Genomic DNA, 21,377 nt, shown 5'->3' on the forward strand with positions numbered 1-21,377 from the left:
TTCCGAACGGAGATTCAATCCAGCTCTTTTTTCCGCCGGCAGGGAATTTATCGCCGGAGATGAAAATCCGCAAGGCCATGCGAATCGCCCGAGGGCGAGTCTTGCGGATTTCCGTCCCCGGCGTTTTGCTGGACGCGACCTTTCTGATTGCAGACGGCAATGTTTACAGGGGTGATGTTCATGATACAGCATTTAAAAGGTTCAACAACTCGCGTTTGGGGATAGCCATTCTGCCAGATTTTGCATTTTTGCTGCATTCAGAAATGCATTCTTTCAGGAATTCAGAGTTTATGAATATCCTTTATTCCGAAAAAGGGAAAGAGCAATTTTAACAACGAATTTCGTCCCGGGACAATCGCCATCGCGCCGACACGATAGCCTTTTAGGATGATTCAAGTTCATGGCTCACAAACGCTTCCTTTTATTTCTACCGCAATATAAACAGGATAACGCTTCGGTTTCGATGTCCGCTCACGACCGCACCAGTCCGCACCGAGGGCTTGTTCCAGCGCCCGCACGGTTGTAATATTGCACCGGGAACAGACCCGGCCTCAGGACCCGTCATGGAGGACTTCCGAAACTTTCGGCAGCAATTCTTCGGCGCGGATTCTTGTTGTCGCCAGACAACAGCGAGCTGTACCTTTGTCCGACAAAGGTACTCGCTCTGCGAGGCTGGGGCGTTCTCCCGAGTCGAACGCCTTTTAACCTGAAACTATGAATACCAACCAAAAAAGAAGACAGCAACCTAAAACACCGGGTTATAAGTATTCTTTCCGCCTCAATGAAGAGCAGAATATCCGCTTCAAGGAGTTGCTTTGCAAAGCCGACTGGAGCATAACCGCAGCCGTTTTATTGTCAAAAGAATCTTCGCCGAGGAGTTCGTAGTCGTCAGACGCGATCCCTCGAAGACGCAGTTTGTCGTGCGGCTGAATGACTTTTATTTCCAATTTCAGCGCATAGGTGCGAATTATAATCAGGTCGTAAAGGTCATCAATGCCCACTTTTCCAACGTCGCTATCCCGCATCAGATCGCTCTGTTGGAGCAGCGGACCCGCGAGCTGAAGGCTTTAAGTATCGAGATTCTGAACTTCGCAAAACAGGCGAAGGAGTGGTTGCGAATATAAGGTCGGGCTCCTCGCCCGGAGGGGCTTTGTATTACAACAAGAAGAAAGTAGATAAGGATGAAGCCGAGATCCTCTATTGGCAGAAGATGCTGGAGCCGTTCGACCGATACGGACGTATGGATGTCGACGCCTGTATGGAGAGTTTCCGGCCGTACCTCGAAGCTAACAGAAGGACGACCAATACGGTTTTCCATGTTTCGCTGAACCCTTCACCCGAAGACAAGCTGACCGATGAACAACTCCGGGAGGTTGCACGCGAATATATGGAACGCATGGGCTACGGCAACCAACCCTATATCGTCTTCAAACATAAGGACATCTCGCGCGAACATCTCCACATTGTATCGTTGCGCGTCGATGAGAACGGACATAAACTGCCGCATGATTTCGAGGCCCAGTGCTCGATGGAGATATTACGTGATCTGGAACGCAAATATAATCTGCATCCGAGTATCAAGAGAGAGAAGCAGGCCGATAAGGTGGGATTGCATAGGGTAAACTACAAGGAAGGCAATGTCAAGCAGCAGATATCGTCCGTTGTCTGGTCGTGTCTGCGAAATTACAGATGCTCGTCTTACGGAGAATTCCGCACGTTGTTGGAACACTCCAATATTTCTGTCGAAGAGCGTACGGGAACCATCGACGGCAGAGATTATGCCGAAGTGGTCTACAGCGCCATGACCGACACGGCTACGGAATCGGCACGCCCATCAAATCGAGCCGTATCGGCAAGACGTCGGTTATAAAACCCTTCAAAAGTATTACGAGAAGTCGAAAGTAAAGATGAAAGAAGACGGTGCGTTCGACCGCCTGCGACAGACAGTCCGGGACGCTATGAGCCCCCACAATTCGCGGGACGAGTTCCGGCGGCTGTTAAAGGCAGAGGGTATCGACGCCGTGTTCCGCATAAATCCCGTGGGAAGGATTTACGGCGTAACGTTTATCGACCACAACGCAGGCATCATCGCCAACGGTTCGGTATTGGACTTAGCCGACACGTGGGCTTATGAAGAACAGCAACGGCTGATCAAAGAGTATCTCCGCTCCTTCTTTGATTTCGGTATATTCAAGGAACGGCCGTTGCAAGACTTTGCCGTTCAAGGTCATTTTTCCGATATAACGTTTTTCGGGGCCGTTCTCGGGGGCTTCAATCACGATATCTTTACCGTTTTCCAAATGGATCATCGCCTTTCGGAACAGCGGCGAACCTACGGTGTATTCGTCCGACGCGGGGCATACGGGATAGAACCCCAAGGCCGAGAATACATACCATGCTGAAGTCTGGCCGTTGTCCTCGTCGCCGCAGTATCTGTGGGTGGCCGAATACAGGCGGTCCATCACTCCGCGGGCCCACCATTGGGCCTTTTCTGGCTTCCTTGCGTAGTCGTAGAGGTCGATCATGTGCTGCGCAGGCTGATTGCCATGAGCGTAGTTGCCCATGTTTGCGACCTGCATTCCGGTAATTTCGTGGATGAGGACTCCATAGTAGCTGTCGTCATAGATTGGCGGCACCACAAACACAGAATCAAGCATCTGCACGAATCCTTTGCGGCCTTCCATCAGCTCGATCAGCCCATCGACATCATGGAATACCGATCAGGTGTAGTGCCATGCATTGCCCTCCGTATAAACCTAAATGTTACCAGATGCGTCTGTTGCCGAAAGCTTCGTATTATCTGCAAGATAAGAATAATTTGCAAAAGTAGTTCCGGCCTGCTCGACATTCTCGATCAGATTCAGGCGATTGTATGTCAGAGAAAGGTTATTAGCTCCATCGGTGTCCATATTTCCATTTACATCATAGGTGTAGTTATAACTTACCGAACCATCGTGCAACGTTGTGAGTTGATTGCCCGTATAAATATATCGGAACGCATTTGCCCTAGAACCGTTCTCTGTGCGGCCCAACGTGCATATATTCCCATTACTGTCGTAGGTCAGTCCTTTTTCGACAAATAGGTCGCTGGCCACATCATTGACATACTACTGCATATCGGTCAAACGAGACAAAGGATCGTAGGTAAAAGCATAGGTATTCTCACCCGCTGAGCTTTCCTGCCGCCAACTCCATTCGGAGATGTTGCAGGTATAAGAAGAAACGCTCTCCGCAACCGCGGCAAAGTCCAATTCCCGGAATCTGAGACAAATATAGAAATCTCGGATTCCAGACGTGCAGTAGGGGACAAAAGATAAACCAAGCAGCTATTAGCTGCTTGGTCATGATTAATCTTTATGAAATCATAAAATACCATAATGCTATAAATCATCCACATTCATATTATATCGTTTCTTTGAGTATTTCATACTTGCGTAACCGATTATTCAATTCTCATTGTTTTTATCTGTGATATTGAGAGTCTGCTGCAATTCTTTTATATATTGAATATAATCCGTACTCTCAATAAATTCCTTATAGTCCATAGAACTATGTTCTTCAATATATACAGTAGTTATATAATCGAAACAACGGTCCATTTGTTCCAATGTGTAATCATGGCGTCTCATAAATAGTCTGGCCCGTTCTACTTGTAGTGTATTATTAATCTCTAACAAATTAAGTCTATTATTTTCTAATAATACGAAAAACCCGAACACATCATCTCCATATAATGCACAATGATATATCATTCCGTTTTTTACTTCTTTGTCAACAGATTGCCGGGTAATTATGTCAATAATCTGGAATTTTCTATTAATATCTTCCGGTATAAATAATAAGTTTTCATTACCATATATTTTATTAAAATAATTAGCAACGACCACCTTGACAGAATCAAGAAGTGGAGATTTAGAATAAACTGGTTCAATGAACATCGCACAATTCATTGTAAAAAAGATGATAGTTACAATTAATGTTCTCATTTTTACGATTATAAAGGTTTAACTGAGATTGATGGAAAAATATTTTTTTGAGACGGCAAAATAATTGGATTATGTCTCTCTTGCTGCCTTTTTAGCTCTTGAATATGTTGTTTTTGTGCTGCATAGGCCTTTTTCTCTCTGGGAGAATTTTTTGATTTATCATCTATTCCTGGTGTTTTGTCAACAGCATGAGTACCTTCATGTACACTAACGGCACCAATACGATCTTCTTCTGATATAGAACGTAGTTGCTGAGCTTGAACGCTCGTATTTTCTGGATCAACTTGCTTTGCAATAGAGCCTTCGTAAATGTTAATATCCACTTTTAATATTTCATCGTCTTTGTTAGTCGTAATTGCTGTGCCTAATGCATTCTTGGGTCCAGCCCCTGGATGAATATTAATAGTAATATCATATGCCGCAGCAGCCATTTCATTCCAAGTATTTCTGCCTATATTCGTTTTCATCATAGCATTACCGGCCCGCATCGCATCTGTATTCTTTGCTGCATTCGTCCATTTGCCATTCTGATACAAAATATTCCCCTTAGTATCAACTATTTTCCGACCATCTGTATCAATATATTTTACTGGATTATTTCCACAAAATGCATACGGACTCATCGGATAGTATTTTTCAGACAATGGATCGCGACCGTTCCATCCGAGATGGAATCTCGGATCGGACATCCGGGCGCCATAGTCGGTGTAGGGGGCATTGACGAACGACTGCATTTCTTTGCCGTTGTAGCGATAGCGGTTATCCGAAAGCGTTCCCGTGTTCCATCGCAGACCGAAAGGATAGTAGTCGTTGCGTTCGATAACCTCGCCGGTATCGTTGACAATAGCCCGGACACTCCCCAGATGGTCCGTCAGGTGATACTGCGGAGAATAGATTACTCCGTTCGTTGTCGCAGCGGCGAGAATCCGACCGCCGCCGAATGACGCGCTCTCCAACAAAAGAACCCCGTTTTGCTTCTTATATACCAAAGAACCCAAATAATACAAGCCGTTGCCACCGGCATTTGTCGCCGAAAGCTTCGTACCATCTGAAAGATACGAATATTTTACCAGAATGGTATCGCCGCGCATCACTTTTTCGGTCAGGTTCAGCGAATTATACGTCAGGTTCAGGTTATTCGGGCCGTCCGCGGTCATATTCCCGTTCGTATCGTAGCTATATGTTCCGGTGGTAGTTCCGGACAGGGAGATTAATTGATTCCCGGTATAGTTGTAAGTGAAACTGTCTGAAACAGCACCGCCGGAGGTGCGTTGCAGCGTCTGAATGTTCCCGTTACGGTCGTAGGTCAGTCCCTTCTCGACAAACCGGTCGCTGGCCGTTCCGTTGACATATTGTTTCGTGTCGGTCAGGCGAGAAAGGGGATCGTAGGTGAAAGCATAGGTATGCTCATCCGCAGAACTTCCCTGCCGCCAGCTCCATTCGGTGATGTTGCCGGTGTAGGAAGAAGCGCTCTCCGCAAACTGAGGATCATAATAATGCAATTCGGATTCGAATAACGAATTACCGTCTCGACAGATCTGCTGTCCGGTCTGCCAACCCTGGATGTTATAGTCATAGGCCTCAGCTATGACATTGGGGGCGTATCCTACTTTTACTATTCGGTCAAAACCCCAACCCCAATCTCCTGTCGGGAGGTTATTCGCCGTTACGATGTAGTCTTTGTCATCGGGGATGGTAAACGTATCGTGGTCCGGAGCGTCTAAATCGAGCCAGGTGCCGGAGGTCATCAAAGACCGGGTATCCGCACCGATACGCACGGTCATGGAACTCCAAATCCAATCCTCATCTTCCGTGTACGCCTCGATTTCGAGACCATTGGTGGCGGTTAGCCGAACCACTCCGGCAGGATACAGGAAAAATCCAGGCGCGTACACCACATCGCTTGTACTTGCTCTGTCGCGGCGAAACGTCCAACCCCGAATGTTGGTCCCGACCGGAAGCCGGTCCAGCGTAATAGTCTCCAATTTGTCCGAAGGACCATAGGCCTTACCGCTGAGACGACCCAGTTGGTCGTACATATATGTGATCGTTGCCGGCTCGCTGCCGTTCAAGGTCGTTTGTTCTGTCAATAATCGGCCGCGGTGATCGTAAGTGAATTCCGTGAGTTTTTGATAATAATCATCCGGAGTGCTCAATTCCTGGCCCAAGGAATGCTGTTCGTGCTTTTTCAAGACATTTCCCGCAAAATCGTACTTGGAACTGTAACGGCTGATGCCACCCAGGTGATTCTTTTCGACGGTTTGGATTACGTGGCCACGATAGTCGTAATAAAAAGCCCGCCCGACAAATGCCCCGGCTGTCGTATCACCACCCAGTACCGCCATTTTTTCGTATGTTTTAAGGCTTCGCGTGCGATTGTCTCGGTCCTCTTCGGAGACCACATTCGCAACCGGCTTAAATGAGAGGTATTCCACGATCGGCGCTTTCATCAATATCATGGCCGTATTCGAATATACGGTTTTAGTCCCGGATGTGGCTTTGCGTCGATACAATGTCGTAGCAGTCAATACCGGCGGTTGATAAGTTGCCGATGTCGCACCTATAATATCGACCCAGCTCGAATCGTCCGATTTCGACTGCCATTGATAGGTGATCGGGCCTGAACCTCCCGATGCCGGAACCGAACTTGTAATAGTTGCCGGGATGTACCCGGAAATAACCGTCTGGTTACCCGAAATCCTGCCGGGGACGAAAAGCGGGCTCACATTAACAATAACCGGGGCGGTGTATGCTCGAGCACTATATGTAGCCGCACATACCCGGAACTCGGTCGTTTGCGACAACGAGCCCGGATAATACGAATATTGCGTCGCTCCGGGAATATCGGTCCAACTTCCGAAACCCACTTTTCGCTGCCATTGGACCGTGCGAATAGACGAGATATCGTTCGACGAATAAGTCAACCTCTGGGACGCCTGTTCGAAAAGTATATTTTGCGTAGAAGGAGAAACGCTGCCTACACTCAGTCCCGGCTGTTCCGTCCAAAAACTCGCTTCATAACGTTCATCGTACTCCAACTCAAAATAAAGCCGAAAATGGCAATTCAGTTTGTCCCCAAAATCACAGGCCGGTGCAATTTCAAGTTGCAGGTTATAGATATATCCGTTTGAATCACGACCTGAGAAAGAGCAACTCGTAGCGTTTATTTCTATGTAATCACCCTCCAAAACGGTTATGCGGGGAGGATTAATTTCCGGAGGAGAGAAGTGGTCAGAGCCGGTAAGTAAAAACGACGCTTTGAAATTTTGGCCGTCCTTTTTGACATATTCGGGGATCTCCATCATCTGTATCCCTTGCGCCCCCGCATCGAGGGTCGATAAAACGATGGTTGTAAACAAAGCAATGAACGTTAATATTATTTTTTTCATGATTGCGGATTTTAAATGTCACTCATATGGGATTGTATTTATTATAAAAGGTTACGAACTGCGTGGTATCTTTCAGGCCCCCCAACCGCGATGTGCAAGAAAAGCTGCCGCCTGTCAATGGGCCGAAGCCGGTTTCACAGCGATTATTTGATCAAAGCCCCAAATGGTTTCGTTGCTTATGGGCAGATTATTTCCCGTTACAATGTAGTCCTGGTCGTCTTTAAGGGTAAACGTATGCCCCTCTCTTATACTCCAACCACCATCATATAGTCCCCATAAGATCTCTTCCGTTGCGTTCATACAGTAATCAAACTCTATAATAACATTATCGCCGCTATCGTGAATAAGGCTTATCCACTTGTCCCCGTTAAGGTATATACTACGGACAGCACCAACTGGCCAAAAAATAGACGAATCCGTTTGAGTCACTCTAAATGTCCACCCGCGAATATTGGTTCCAACGGGGATTTGGTCCAGCGTGATAATCTCGGTTTCATCCTCGGAGATATATGCGTCGTATACGGTTTTCGTCAACACTATATCTTCCGAGAATCCGGAATCCAGCGGGTTGTACGCCTTAGTCACAGGAGCGGTATCGAACCGGCTTTGGAGTATCGATGGAGTTATAGTTCCCGGACTTACGAGTATGCTCTGACAGACAGGACGACCGAGAACATCATACTCGGTATAGGCCCACTGGTTCCGGTCCCGCATATTCCCATCCTGACTCATTACCAGTCGATCGCCCTTATCGTAGACCATATATACCGGATCGGCGCCGGGCAGCCGTTTTTCAAAGCAACGGTTGTGGCCATCATATCTGTAAACATAAGCCAATTCGTCGATTTCCGTGTCCGATACGGGACCGGATGCTGCGGCTTCACTTAGTTTGGGCGGCAGAACATAGCAAAGATTGCCGATATTGTCATATACATAATAAGTATCGTACATCGTGCTGTTATCTGTGCATTCAACAACCCGTTCGAGAATGACACGATCCTGAAAGTCGTTGTATGTGACGGCCGAACTACCGTCTTCATTTGTTACGGTATTCTTGAATAATGTATTGGCATTGTAAAATCCTTCCGTTTCCAGCACCTGCGAGTTGACTTTGAACCGCATCACTTCGGTTTCTGCATTCGTTTCATAGTCGAACGTGGATTTTTTCTCATCCGAACGAAAAACGTTTCCGACATTATAGGAAGCCTTTACTCGATTCAGCGGAGAAGCTTCGTACACATTTTCGGTATATGAATGGCCACCTGCATTATTGCCATAGTTGTCATTGTAATACTTGACCTGGTTCGATAAGGCAGCCGGGCGATATATACCGTAACCGTCGGTCACCGCATAGGGTAGATATTGCCGGTTTTCGCGTCTCATGGCATCGTAGTAGACCGGGGATACGATACTTTTCATCTCCGGAGACGCTCCGATGTGTACGCTTTGCGATGGATACCCCAGGCCATCATAGTAATTAATATCTGCAACACACAGCGAATCGTTCTCAGCCGTATAGGTCTGAGTCAGGATGTAATTGACATTGTTCGTAACATAAATTACGGATATCGTAACCGTATTCGAATAAGCAGTCTGAGTTCCCGCCGTGGCTTTGCGGCGAAAGAATGTATTTTTAGTCAACGAACGGGGATTGTAGGAAGCCGAGGATGCCCCTGATATAGGTATCCATTTCGAATTATCGATACTCGATTCCCATGCGTATGCGATCGGCGCCGAGCCGCCCGATGCCGCAACGGAACTCGTCAGCGTGGCTGGGGTCTCACCCAAGATGATGGTTTGATGCTGGGAGATAGAGCCGCCTTTAAGCGGGATTGTTTGTGCGAACAGCGAGGTACACACTCCCGGACATATTGTGAGCAATGTTATTATTATCTTTTTCATGACCGTCAATTATTACTTGTCATCTTATATTCGAACTTTTGCATCAGATTGCCATTTTTCCCTTTGTCATCTCTTATCTCGGACAGTCTGTTGAACGAATCATATCCGTACCGTGTTGTCCGACCGGAAGGATCGGCGATGCCGGTTCCTCCCACCAAGGACTTGTAGGTATAGACCGAAATGAGAGCATTGGGCAGTTTGCTGCGCAAGATCGCTCCATACGCCTGAAAGTCCGGAACTGGAGAGAACGAACTGCCATTGTAGTTATTGATAGCTGCAACGACAGAAGCACCCAAAGCATTCACAACCTGGGAATAGGTTGCATTCTTAATCTCGGCAACAGGATATTCGCCATTATAGGACCAAAGGTATGACGTGGGAATATTGTCCTTTTCTAAGAGTTGAAGTATATTTCCCCGGGAATCATACCGATTTATTGTATATTGTGTATAATAAGTCCCCGAACTCGTATCCAATTCGGAATAGACTTCCGGCAAATACACACCGAAACCAAACTGCCTGAATGAGGTTTTATTACCGGAAACGACGCTCCCGTTCTTTTTCCTGGTTATTTCGACAGGAATACCGATCATGTTGTTGTTGACCATTCCCGAAAGAGCACTCCCATAATCCGACGGATATTTTATATACGTCTCAATCGTATCGTCCTCATCTCCCCCGATCAGCGAGATTTTCTCGTATTTTTTCAACAGGTTCGTATCGTTGTAATCATACGCCGTTCTCAGGCTTATGCTTTTATCGCCTGGAAAGTACCGAGTTTCTATTTTTCTGTCTAATACCCATCTCTCTGAATAGAGATCATAAAACTTTGCGTCCCCTTTTTCAACCATAGGCAGCCTATAACACATCAATCCTTTAATTTTCTTTTGTTCCACTTGCTTATAGGAGAAGCTCGTTTTTTTTACCCGATTATTACTGCTGTCGAAATAAGTGATTTCTACGGGCAGCCCGTTAGTCATACTAGGTATGGATGGATAATTGCGGATAAGTTGCTCGATGTGGATAATTCGGTTAGCTGTGTTGTCAAAGCTATAAGCTATATAACCGTTATTAGTTCCATGTGTCATATTTTTTTCTTCGACATAAGAATAACCCACATACATCCCGGATGCGGCCCCCATAATGGGTGAGTATGAGTTAGAGTTCCCGTTTAAGAAGAGGCCTGCATAGGAGGGGTTAATAGGCTTCGGATTTAGAATGAAACTCAGATAGTAAACCGGGATTGTCATTAAGATCCCTGATGATACTCCATTTTTCTTATAAGTAAAAGTCCTTACAGAAGTAGTATCAGCAGTATTTGAAAGATCATATATATTCCTGATTCTTAGGCCGCCGCCAATCTTTACCAATGAGTCGAGCGAATCAAAAAAAGTATTACCGAACTCATTTAACTCGTATTCAAAATCGGTTCTACCCCCTGTCGGATACTGAATAGAAGTGAGTATGCCATATTGACTGCGATCTATGCTCGAATTTTTATTTACACCATTACATATGGATGATTGTTCATGTCCCTCGGAATCGTAATAATTAAAACGGACCGGCGGCGTGTAATGAAAACTTTGATTCCCAACCGGCTCGGGACCTTCGTTATAATATCCCCAATAATCCGTATGTTTCGAATTTTTTTGAGGTAATGGATTATTATTATAAGAAAAATTATAGTTTTGAGCCTTATAACCATCGTCCCGATAAAGAGATATACCATCTAATAATAATCGGCAGTTCAAAGCATTCAGCTCCTTATCCGCCAATGTTATAGCCGTTATGATATTACCCATATAGGAATGATTGAATCTTGCTCTGACAACATAATTATTTGACTTATTTTTCACAGTCAACCAATCCACTTTCTTTGCTTTTTTCCCATTCTCTGTGTGATCAACATCTTCCCTATTAGCATAATCTATATTTACAACTCCACCATTGAAAGATATTTTCTTTAAAAGCAATTGATCGTTCTCCGTATAACTCAAATTATAATATTTGTAAGCGTTCTTAGGTCCATCTCCAATACTGCCCCATGCCGCAAACATATAGCTGACATCCTCATTCACACTGATAGTGCTGTATATTTTTTCCTTTTCATATTCGAATTTTATCGTATCTCGTTTCGCCGTAATAATCTTATCCAGGTACCAGGCTGTTGTAACTTCGTACTCTTTTTCTTCTCTTGGCGAAAAATCTTGATAGTAACGAATCAAATGCCTCTCTTCCGGAGGAGCCTTTAATGTAGATACAAATGTCCTTGTATTTTCGCGCAGGGCACTCGAAGAGCCAAAAAGATAGGTATTTCCATAAGCATCCGCAATCTCGAAGTTGGTAGCATATCCATATCCATCTTCATAGAACTTAGTACAGACGATTTTAAGCCAGGTATCTTTATTTGAAATTATGGCTTCGGCCTTAGAAGACGTATTTGTATCACTGTCTTTATAGCGTTCAAAGAAAAAGCTTCCGGACATATTGCCAAAATTATAACTGAACATATCTGGCTCAGAGTCTTTATTATTATTTAAATATTCGAGATATTGACTATCTCTAAAATCTACAACATCGTTGTTTTCATCACTTTCAGGGAAAGATTGATCAGAATAATAACCTCCATAAGCAAAGTCGTCCCAATGCTTTATCTCCCTGACAATACATCCCCCGGCATTTAATACCCATCCTAGACCGACGCTACTGGCTTCCTGCGCAACCTTGATACCTGAAGCGTGGTATGAAAGTGCTATCGGCAGTGTAAAATCTCCCGATTTGATTTCATAGATAGGAATACTTATATTCGGTACGCCTGTATAATGACCGACTGGGATATTCCCGTAAATTCCCAATGACGATGCGTTCGGCGATGGCGGGACGATTTTGTTTACCTGTTGTTTTATATACGGATCATCCTGCGGGTCATCTGCCTGCCCGTAACTTGCCGAAATCCAGAATACGCAGATAAAGATAAAAAAATAGGAAACACGTCTCATGAATGCAGAATTTAGGGTTAATATTTTTTATAAAAGTACAATTCACGAAGCTTTGTTCTTGTGATTTTTAATAAAAAACCGGATCTTACGCCCGTATATTTAATATATTAGGAATCAGCTATTTACAGATCAAAAATCTTATCAAGGCCTTACGATAAATGTAACCAAAAGAAAGCCAGGCAGTTGAGGGCCAAGATAAAATTAGCTTATTAGGGCCAGCTAAACATGATTTCAGTATAAACGAAGGAAAATAGCTCGCTAAAAACAGTTGAAAGCACTCATTAGAAATGGAGCGAATATCCGCCATTACCATATACGTCCAAACATAAAAAAGGCGACAATCAGTCGCCTTAAAAAGATTAAAAATGAACTAAAAATAGAGGAGCCGTTACGGACGTGTAAATTTGCCGTTTTGGTATTCATAAAACTCGTGTATTTGCGGTTCCGACCAGTCATCTATATCAAACGGACGTCTTAAGAAAGATCGCTCTTTTCCCGTATAATAATACAGTTTATCGACAAAATGGGCTGCAGACTTATCCCGGAACATTATGCAGTAATAGCCATTGCATCGGAAATAGCCGATAACACTATCATCGTCTATAAAATACGTGTCATAGAACTCGGGATCGTCCAAATAAGAATACACAGACAAAGACTCGCTGTACGGATAATAGACTTTTCTGAAGTATAAATAATTGTGGTGTCGTAATACAACGCTTTCTTGTTCTGGTTGATAAAACGATCGACTAAACCGAATACCTCCGGAGAGACTTCGCACTCTTTTAATTTCCTGTATTCATAAGCCGGATTCCCAATTCGCCGTTCTTGAGGATAGCAAATGGTTTCGCACATACAGTATTGAATCCCTATAATCAAAAGTACCGACGGCAGAAATAACTTAATAGTTTTTATTGATATTGGTAATAATTTAAGATATTATCCCTAAATAGCTGCAGAGGATCATACATCACCGGAAGTCCAAGATTTCCAGCATATCGTCCGATAGTAAATATATCCAAATAACTTGACCATATCTAAATCCTCCGTATTTAGATATTTTATGTTATTTTTAAATGACATTTATATACTTGAATGCCTTTACTGACCTTAAAGAATTTCGTTGGGATAAAATTATTGCGTCGCAACCATCGATCTTCCCACATTTGAAAATAAGAATCCTGCTGATTTTCAACAGGATTCTAACCTCACGGTATCACTTATAGAAATCAAATGCTTCTTTCAATGCTTCAGCAAATTCATCACGGGACGCTTCCAACGGGCGTTTTATCGTATATTTATAAGCGCCACGTTCCTCTTTTTTTGCAGAGAAAACATCTATACAGAATTCATTATCTGTCAAATAAATCGTTAAAACTGCTGATGATGCTTTCTGTAACCCCGGCGAACCTGACCATAATTTAACCTCCGCTTTAAATCGGGCTTTCAGATCCTGCGTCGCATCGCCATAGGTCACACTCCGACAGTATTGCATCAGATCCAACGTTTCATGAATCAACGTCATACAATCCGTAGAGGCCGCATCGAATTTCTTCGCCGGTAATCCAAGAATATAAAAACCTCGTTCTATCGTATTATTCGGGAACAACCAATACAAATTATTTTTTGCATCTCGATATAAGGATACGGATTTTTGAACATAATTATCAGCCATAATATAATTATTTTATGAAATTAATCGTCATGGTAATATTATTTTGCAAAGCATATTTCATAGCCCGCTGAATTTGCTCCCATTGAACGGCGCTACCACTTCCGAACGGCAATGCCAAATCCAACTGTTTCCCAAGAATATTGCTACTTTGAATATTAATATTCTTCCATTTAGCACCGTTAAACCGGGCTAAATCATCTATATACCCTTTGAGTGTATTAAACACCTTACCAGTCTTTTGGTATGTCGGAGCATTCAAGTCCAGACTTTTGATACTTGTCGCAATACCTTTTTCAAACTTATCAATAACCGGGAAATTATTACCCCAGCCGCTCAATCGCTTTTCTATCGCCCAACCTCGTTCTAAAGGATGCAATTTCCACACACCTGATGAAGTCGAAGTCGCCAACCTCCGGACCGAATGCATAGTTCTTTGAGGAGCCTCGCCTACACCCATTGCGATTCCAAGAATTGCGCCCACATTATCCGGAGAAAAAATGCTCATCATAGCCTTGCCCTTTTCCTGTCGGGCCTGGTAAGCGGCATAATTGTCCCTGATTTCACCTACCGTAGCATCATCCGAACCTAAATAGTGATAACCAACGGACGACAAATCCTGATCACCGGGGATATTGACAATATCACCACTTCGGCCCGCAACGTAAAAGCCAATCAATCTCCCCTCATAATCAATATGATTCACGGGATTCCCCGCACAATAAGCATACGGGCTGACCGAATAATACTTCTCTGCCAGCGGATCGACAGCCAGCCAGCGGCCATAACGGGGCTGGTAGAAACGGGCGCCGTAATCATACATATTTATAGCGTCCTGGGCCTGCCACTCCTTGCCGTTGAACAGGTAATTGTTATCCGATACAGGATGCCCGGCATCGGCCCACAACATACCGTAGGGATAATAATCATACGTCGCATCAGGTTCCGATCCGCTTATGACGACGCGTGTACTCCCCAGATGATCCTGCAGGAAATACAACGGTACGGCCTGCCAGGACCCTTCGCCGGTTACGGCCCGAAAACGGCCCGAACCGAAAGGTGCGCTGTCAAAGTTGCGGGAACCTCCATTGTTCCGATATACCAAAGAACCTATGTAATCGTAGCCGGCATCGTAATTACCGATCAAAGCGCACTTGGTACCGTCGGCCAGATAAGTATAATAATCGACGGCTCCCTCGCTTTCGGTTTGGGTCGCGGTACGGGATACTAAATTAAGGAAATTATAGCTCAGTTCCAAATTATTGTATTCGTCCCGGATCAAATTGCCGCGCTCGTCAAAGCTCAACGCATAGCGGACATCGTCGTGCGCATGGTCCGTCAGGTAGTTAGGGCAATTCCCTTCGGCAAAGGAAATATCATCCACCGAATCGCTGTAAACATTGTAACGCCGAACGGCCTTGACGTTCCCATCCGGATAATAATCGAAATATTCGCTGTATTCATCTTGCCGGGGAATATCCGAGTTTCTATCGTACAGATTCGCACTCAGCAACCGATCCTGTCCGTCATATTGGAAAACATAGGCATGGCTCGATTTGGCCTTGTGTTGCCATTGAATCCCCGCGATGTTCCCGGAAAAGAGACGCGATGTAGGGAGCAGTCCCACTGTGTCATAATAGATCAGCTGCTGATCGAAATATTCGCTCTGACGGCGGGTCTGCCATCCCTGCATATTATAATCATACGTTTCGGTAACAGCGCGGTCGTCGATATAATAAGTTTTCCGACTCAACCGGCCGAGATCGTCGTATTCACAAGTTACCAACGAACTGGCCCCGTTGCGCATCTCCGCGGACTCCTGGGTTATCCGATTCCGGGAATCATACACGTAGGATATTCGGATTCCGTCGTCGAACTCGTCTGCTTTAGTATGCTGCTCGTCCGAAACCAGCGTATTACCCACAAAATCGTATTTATAACTCGTGCGCAAAATACTCCCCAGATGGGTTTTCTCGACCCGTTGAATGACACGGCCCCTATAATCGTAATAATAGGCCCGCTCGACATATTCTGGGAATTCAGCCAAGAGCATGCTGTCCTGTACGATCAGTTGCTTCTCATACGTTTTGAACCCCCGGATCTTTTCACTCACATCACTTTGCGAAACAACCCCTTCAACAGGCTGAAATGCAAGTTCGCCATCTCGCGTCGTCCCGTATTCATAGGAAGAGATCAGTGTCCCTCCAAAATTCAGAATGGGATGTTCTCCCGGAGCACAGCGCGATAGCGAGTCGTTCATCGAAAAATAACTGTACCAGATGCTGGGCTTGGCATAAACGTTCGCTATTCTGCCGAAATCATCGTATTCATATTTGAAATGCGTGCCGCGAGTTCCCCTGTAGATAATCCGGTCTTCATCGTCGTAAAAAACTATTTCATCCCGACCTCCGGGTAATCTCCGTTCCGCAACTCGCCCCAAACTGTCATATTCATACAAAAAACCGGTACTAACCGACGAAAGCCGATCGAGATGGTTGTACGTATAATGAACATCGCGGACGATATTTCCCTCCGTATCTATATCCTGCTGCAGGCGGATCCGATCCGTTATATCCCTAAATTCGACCGTCAGATTGCCATCTTCATTTTTTACGGTGTGCTTCAACAAGGCTCCCGCGGCATAAAATTCATTGGCATCATCGCGCACTTCGAAATCAGCGTTGAACCTATACGAATGCTCCTTATATTTCATGTGATTGCGAAATACCCGTCCAGCGTTCATTGACCGGAGAATCCGGGTGCGCGAGGAAGCCTCGAAGTCATTCGCTACATACGCATACTCTCCCTCTTCCGGACCATACAACCAGTCGTAAAACCCGCGCTGCGCCTCTTCGGGATTATCCCCCATCCTGACGCCTTCGGCCTCGTCCGCATAGGGCAGACAGACATGCACATCGGGATTCAGCATATTATCATAATAAATCGGCGTTATTATATTTTTGCGCCCGTCACCCGACGCATGTCCGAGAACGGTTTGGAGCGGATAACCGAGACCGTTATAATACGTAGCATCGAGTGTATAATCCTGATCGGCCGATGTAAACGTATAATTCCGCACATAATTTTCCGGCTCTTGTGGATCTTCATCATCAAAGTCAGGCAATATAACAGGCATTTGCGCCTTGCCCAACATCTCCAATTCAGCCATATTTTCCATATCTTCGTAATAGGCCAGAACCGTATACACCCCCATCGTATCCACTCCTTCGAAACGCAGGGGACTGCCCGTTCCCGACATACTACGAATTCTCGCACCTTGGTCATCACGCAAATAATACATGACCATCGGTTGCGATCCGCTGAGGTGCACCGTCAAGGCCGTACGGCCGGTATTCGTTTGGGACGAAACCCGATACGGGCGCAGAACGCCGCCTGCGGGCTGAACGAACTTAATCGTCCTCTCCACATTCCCGCTTTTATACACGAATTGTGTGTCTCCGACACGCGGGACGTTCGATATGTTAGGTCCGCATACGATCTGGTAATACAGTCGCTTATGGTCATTACTATATCCCACGATCGTAAATCCGAGATATTCACTCCATAAATTCGTAAACTCTCCGGAAAGCATTCCCAGATAAAACTCGGTTACTTCGATGGGGATTTCATCTTTCGCTTCAAGCGTTCCGGAATACACCCCACCGTCGGCTGGAAGTTCGATATCGCCGGAATAGCCGGAATTGAAAAAATCCGGAGAGAAGATGACGGCCTCATAGGCATGGACTACACCCTCACACCAGGAAGCTCCGTTTCCAACGACATACGTACCCGGGCAATCGACAAGCGAGAAATAAAAAGTCGATTTCGAGGCAATTTTAGTCTCAATTTCCACCATTTCAGCGCCTTCGCACCTGTAAAGTGTATACCAGGCACCGATTTCCGCATCGCTGACAAGGATGTCGAACCGTTGTCCCGGGAACATGTTCTCGCAATTACTACCCGAAATCGTTCCTTGAAGCGTTTCGCCGCCTTGCAGTACGACGATTCCGTCGCGATCCTCGGCTCCCCGGAAAGATATTTCCCGCCGAAATTCCTCGACCGTTATAGCGCCGATTTCAAGTTGCGCCTCGTAATTCGCATAATCGGACGATCCTCCGGCCTTTCGGACCTGCGAACAGACGATTCCGGACGACAATACATTACCATTGATAATAAATTGCAGATCGCTGCCGATCTGATAATCTTTTTCCCAGGTCACCTCGAAAGACATGATCACTGTGCCACCGGCTTGGGATACGAAAGATGGCGACACGTCCAGAATGTGGGCAATGTCTCCGAACGAGAACGAGAGATTTCCCGCAAATACGGTAAAATGCAGGAACAGAAACAGGAATAAACTTATGATCTTTTTCATGACTGTCGGCTTTACTGGTTCTTGATATGATATTTGAATGCTTTTACCAACCGCAACTTATCATCCGCAATACAACTCAGTTTCCCGTCATGATCGTATTCGTAATAAGTACAACGTTCGGCTGGGTCCCGAATACACGTCACCCCGACATTCGGTATATAGTCATAGGCGGTCATCTCCATATCATTGCGCTGATAAATGACATATTGAAGGGAACTCGGAAGTTCCGCATTGAAAACGTAGCCTTGATGACTGGAAAGCAGAATTTTTTCGAATTCATAGAGGGAACAATTCTCGATTTTCGCTACCGGATACAAACCGTTGTATCCCCATACGATGCAGGTAGGTCTGTCCGCCCGGTTTCGTATCTCCACCGGATAATTTTTGTGGTTATATCGGTAAGACGCAGCCGTAATCAGCAAGTGATCGAAATCGAATCCGCAAAATGTACCTAAACCATTTCCTGCCGGCGGAATTTTGGCTTTCTTCACACTGCTGACACAAATCATGTTGCCGTTTCTCTGAAATTCATAATAGGTTCCGTCCGTCAACTCGTATCCAATTCGGCTAGGATCCGTCGCTCCGAAAAATGCAGTAAGTGTTTTAACCGGAAACCGGATGACGTTCAATTCCTTCATATACCGATGGACCGAATCGGAATCCGAAACGATGTCATCGAGGTAGAGACGTTCTGAAATCCTCGAAGTTTTAAGCCCATAATCGGTCGTACAAACCCCGGTTTGCTGATTCAGCCGATTGTAACTATATTTTTTATGAATCATCAGCGAATCTTGACCTTCGAAATAAGTGCATGACCACTCATCTGCCAAGCAATTGTCCAGATAGTTTTTCGAAACGTACAGTTTGCTGATCGCATTTTTTACGCTGGTGCAATAGGGCGGCGTCGGTCCCTGCACCCGGTATTTATACCGTTCCACCGACCAGGGACTGAACTGGTCTTTCACATAACTTTCCTTCCGGAGCAACTTGCCTCTTAAAGCATGCCGCGAATCCGGTTCAAGGTAAGCGGCATGCACACAGGAATTATAATACGTATCCGCCTCTACGGCTCGCATTTCCGTTTCTTCGTTCGGGAACAAATCCCGGCATTCGGCATCCAAATAGCTGCTGAAATGATATTTCGTAACAGCTCCGTTGCCCATCGTTTCAACAACATCGGGATAGCAGATATAAGACCGGTCCTGCGTATGTGCATAAAAACCGTAGGAAGCACGTACTGCATATATAATGAAAGTCCTCTTACCTCCGGAATAAGCCTCATTCATCACGATCTGGAAATACTGCGGATAGCGCAATATGAGTCCGGAACTTAGTCCTTTGTTTTCATAGGTATATACCCGGCAGGTCGAATCCGACACAGAGGGATAATCGACGATCTTACGGATTCTGACCCCACCTGCCGGCAATGAAGTTCCGGTAGGTTTCAGATACGGCAGATTGTTGCTGCTCAAATCTCGCGTTAGGCAAACGGAATAGTCGTGCTGCTCATATTCGAATCGGGTCCAGCCTCCTGCCGGATACCTGACTTTTCGTAAAGTGCCCATGATGGATCCCGAAAAATTCGGTTCGCGTACGTCGTTGGTTACGGTTTGAACCAAATTGTCATCGAGAGATATTTGCGGCAAAAAATCATCGACATCATATCTCCCACCACCATTGTAATATCCCCAATGATCGACGGAAGTAGTCCCCTGATAGGGGAACTCCCCATCTTCATTGTTATAATCCATCGAATAATCGCCCTCCCCGGATATATATACATTCTTCAGTATCAGAACGGGATTGCTATTCAGGTTTTGAGGATGTTTATAGGAGAACAAAATCTTCCTCAACGGCCTGTTCCGAATCACATCCCGGATCTCAATGCTATCCAGTTTTTGCATAGGCCACAATAACTCTTTGGACGAAGACGCGTTGGACCGCATATATCCCTCCGTCTGTAATCTGGTGCTGTACCTGTTCTTAATCACCAGTCCGGCATCTTCGACAACGATGGAATCGAGAACAGCATAGTTGTTCTGATAAATATTATGCGATGCAACCCGAAAGGTATTCAACTCGGTTTCAAGTTCCGGAAGAAAGGGAGAATCATCACTTTTTTGAAAATGGCAAGTTCCCTGGGAAACCGACGGTTTAACGCATGCCGCACTGGAGAATAGGCGATATGTAAACCGGACCTTCCGGCCATTCGGAGCCTCGATCGACACCAGAGACCAAGTCACGGAGGTACCTGATGACGAAGGCACATCGTCACCGCTACCCCAAGACCTTTTAGTAATCCAACAGTCATCCTGACCTGCCATTCGGTCAAAATGGTACTTGAATCCGTCTCCAGTCACGATTGTGAAGCGAAACTCACCCATGCCGAACAATTCGGCATCTACTCTGTATTCGCCGGCAGGTTGTGCCGTACCATAGACAAATGCCTGAATGCTCTGCGATTTCTCTTCGAGAATCCGGGCAAGGATGAACTTTCCGGAATGGCCGTTGAATTTGAAAGAGAAAACATCGGGTTCGGTTTCGACCTTTTTCGCATCCATTCCTCCCCCACCAGGGATATAATAATAGAAAGTTCCCGTTTCCTGATCAAAATTGTGAGGGTTACGCCCGAATGGATTTCCGGTCAATGAATCCAAGGCATATTCCTGTGAGCCGGATAAGTTGGAATCGCTCCCATCGGGAACTTGCCTTACCTCACGGGAGATATAGCCTCCGGCATTCAGCGTCCATCCCATTCCGGTCGTTCCGGTCGTCGCATTAGGCATGAATCCGGACGTTGTGTAATCGAGCGATAAAGGAATCTCGAAATCCGGATCTGTGTAACTATACAACGGAATGCTGAAGTGAAGCGTCCCGGTATACAGATCGGGAGCGGTATTTCCACCGTATTTCAAAAAGTTCCATGCATCAGGGGCGACCGGAATTATTTCGCGGCCATCCCATGCCTGGGCATAACACGGCATTGCTGTAATCAGCAATCTGAACGCACAGAATGCTGTTATAATACGTAAAATAGACAATAAGGTTTTCATT

General features: G+C 45.4%; 11 protein-coding genes and 1 pseudogene. 3 read left to right on the forward strand and 9 right to left on the reverse strand.

Annotation, left to right across the window (positions count from 1 at the left end; translation table 11 throughout):
* Positions 1 to 59 precede the first annotated feature (59 nt).
* The 3 genes from ACGHP5_RS05125 (at position 60) to ACGHP5_RS05135 (ending at position 1,870) form a co-directional block, all read left to right on the forward strand.
* The gene (locus tag ACGHP5_RS05125) at positions 60 to 332 is read left to right on the forward strand and encodes a hypothetical protein (protein WP_390567917.1); all 273 of its coding nucleotides are present in this window, start codon (positions 60 to 62) and stop codon (positions 330 to 332) included.
* A gap of 483 nt (positions 333 to 815) precedes the next feature.
* Positions 816 to 1,124: a mobilization protein gene (locus ACGHP5_RS05130; RefSeq protein WP_390568177.1), complete on the forward strand. Its 309-nt coding sequence runs from the start codon at positions 816 to 818 to the stop codon at positions 1,122 to 1,124.
* Positions 1,109 to 1,870 (forward strand): relaxase/mobilization nuclease domain-containing protein, encoded by a 762-nt coding sequence (locus ACGHP5_RS05135; protein WP_390568178.1) that lies wholly within the window; start codon positions 1,109 to 1,111, stop codon positions 1,868 to 1,870. The genes ACGHP5_RS05130 and ACGHP5_RS05135 overlap by 16 nt, the downstream gene beginning before the upstream one ends.
* A gap of 283 nt (positions 1,871 to 2,153) precedes the next feature.
* Here the strand turns inward: ACGHP5_RS05135 and ACGHP5_RS05140 are convergent.
* From ACGHP5_RS05140 to ACGHP5_RS05180, 9 genes and pseudogenes are all read right to left on the reverse strand, one after another.
* Positions 2,154 to 2,753, reverse strand: a pseudogene (locus ACGHP5_RS05140) (glycoside hydrolase domain-containing protein); the annotation flags it as partial.
* 3 nt (positions 2,754 to 2,756) lie between these two features.
* The gene (locus tag ACGHP5_RS05145; RefSeq protein ID WP_337755956.1) at positions 2,757 to 3,095 is read right to left on the reverse strand and encodes a hypothetical protein; all 339 of its coding nucleotides are present in this window, start codon (positions 3,093 to 3,095) and stop codon (positions 2,757 to 2,759) included.
* A 351-nt stretch (positions 3,096 to 3,446) separates the two neighbouring features.
* Positions 3,447 to 3,986 (reverse strand): hypothetical protein, encoded by a 540-nt coding sequence (locus ACGHP5_RS05150; RefSeq protein ID WP_337755957.1) that lies wholly within the window; start codon positions 3,984 to 3,986, stop codon positions 3,447 to 3,449.
* A gap of 8 nt (positions 3,987 to 3,994) precedes the next feature.
* Positions 3,995 to 7,375: an RHS repeat domain-containing protein gene (locus ACGHP5_RS05155; protein WP_337755958.1), complete on the reverse strand. Its 3,381-nt coding sequence runs from the start codon at positions 7,373 to 7,375 to the stop codon at positions 3,995 to 3,997.
* Between the two features lie 114 nt (positions 7,376 to 7,489).
* Complete coding sequence (locus ACGHP5_RS05160) at positions 7,490 to 9,277, reverse strand: DUF6443 domain-containing protein (protein ID WP_390568179.1); 1,788 nt, start codon at positions 9,275 to 9,277, stop codon at positions 7,490 to 7,492.
* 5 nt (positions 9,278 to 9,282) lie between these two features.
* Positions 9,283 to 12,276, reverse strand: coding sequence for an RHS repeat domain-containing protein (locus tag ACGHP5_RS05165; protein ID WP_390568180.1), 2,994 nt, complete (start codon positions 12,274 to 12,276; stop codon positions 9,283 to 9,285).
* Positions 12,277 to 13,492: 1,216 nt separating this feature from the next.
* Positions 13,493 to 13,951: a hypothetical protein gene (locus ACGHP5_RS05170; protein ID WP_337755962.1), complete on the reverse strand. Its 459-nt coding sequence runs from the start codon at positions 13,949 to 13,951 to the stop codon at positions 13,493 to 13,495.
* Positions 13,952 to 13,958: 7 nt separating this feature from the next.
* Positions 13,959 to 18,323 carry an RHS repeat-associated core domain-containing protein gene (locus ACGHP5_RS05175; RefSeq protein WP_390568181.1) on the reverse strand — a complete coding sequence of 1,455 codons (4,365 nt, stop codon included), beginning with the start codon at positions 18,321 to 18,323 and terminating at the stop codon, positions 13,959 to 13,961.
* An 11-nt stretch (positions 18,324 to 18,334) separates the two neighbouring features.
* On the reverse strand, positions 18,335 to 21,376 hold the full coding sequence (locus tag ACGHP5_RS05180) for a hypothetical protein (protein WP_390568182.1): 3,042 nt from the start codon (positions 21,374 to 21,376) through the stop codon (positions 18,335 to 18,337).
* Between the last annotated feature and the right edge of the window lies 1 nt (position 21,377).

This window comes from Alistipes sp. i18-0019-D1, from assembly GCF_042852885.1.
Lineage (GTDB): Bacteria > Bacteroidota > Bacteroidia > Bacteroidales > Rikenellaceae > Alistipes.

Bases quoted from the DNA above. Each gene is read 5' to 3' on its own strand.
- ACGHP5_RS05125 (WP_390567917.1), top strand. From the start codon at position 60: ATGAAAATCCGCAAGGCCATGCGAATCGCCCGAGGGCGAGTCTTGCGG.
- ACGHP5_RS05150 (WP_337755957.1), bottom strand. From the start codon at position 3,986: ATGAGAACATTAATTGTAACTATCATCTTTTTTACAATGAATTGTGCG.
- ACGHP5_RS05155 (WP_337755958.1), bottom strand. From the start codon at position 7,375: ATGAAAAAAATAATATTAACGTTCATTGCTTTGTTTACAACCATCGTT.
- ACGHP5_RS05160 (WP_390568179.1), bottom strand. From the start codon at position 9,277: ATGAAAAAGATAATAATAACATTGCTCACAATATGTCCGGGAGTGTGT.
- ACGHP5_RS05165 (WP_390568180.1), bottom strand. From the start codon at position 12,276: ATGAGACGTGTTTCCTATTTTTTTATCTTTATCTGCGTATTCTGGATT.
- ACGHP5_RS05170 (WP_337755962.1), bottom strand. From the start codon at position 13,951: ATGGCTGATAATTATGTTCAAAAATCCGTATCCTTATATCGAGATGCA.
- ACGHP5_RS05175 (WP_390568181.1), bottom strand. From the start codon at position 18,323: ATGAAAAAGATCATAAGTTTATTCCTGTTTCTGTTCCTGCATTTTACC.
- ACGHP5_RS05180 (WP_390568182.1), bottom strand. From the start codon at position 21,376: ATGAAAACCTTATTGTCTATTTTACGTATTATAACAGCATTCTGTGCG.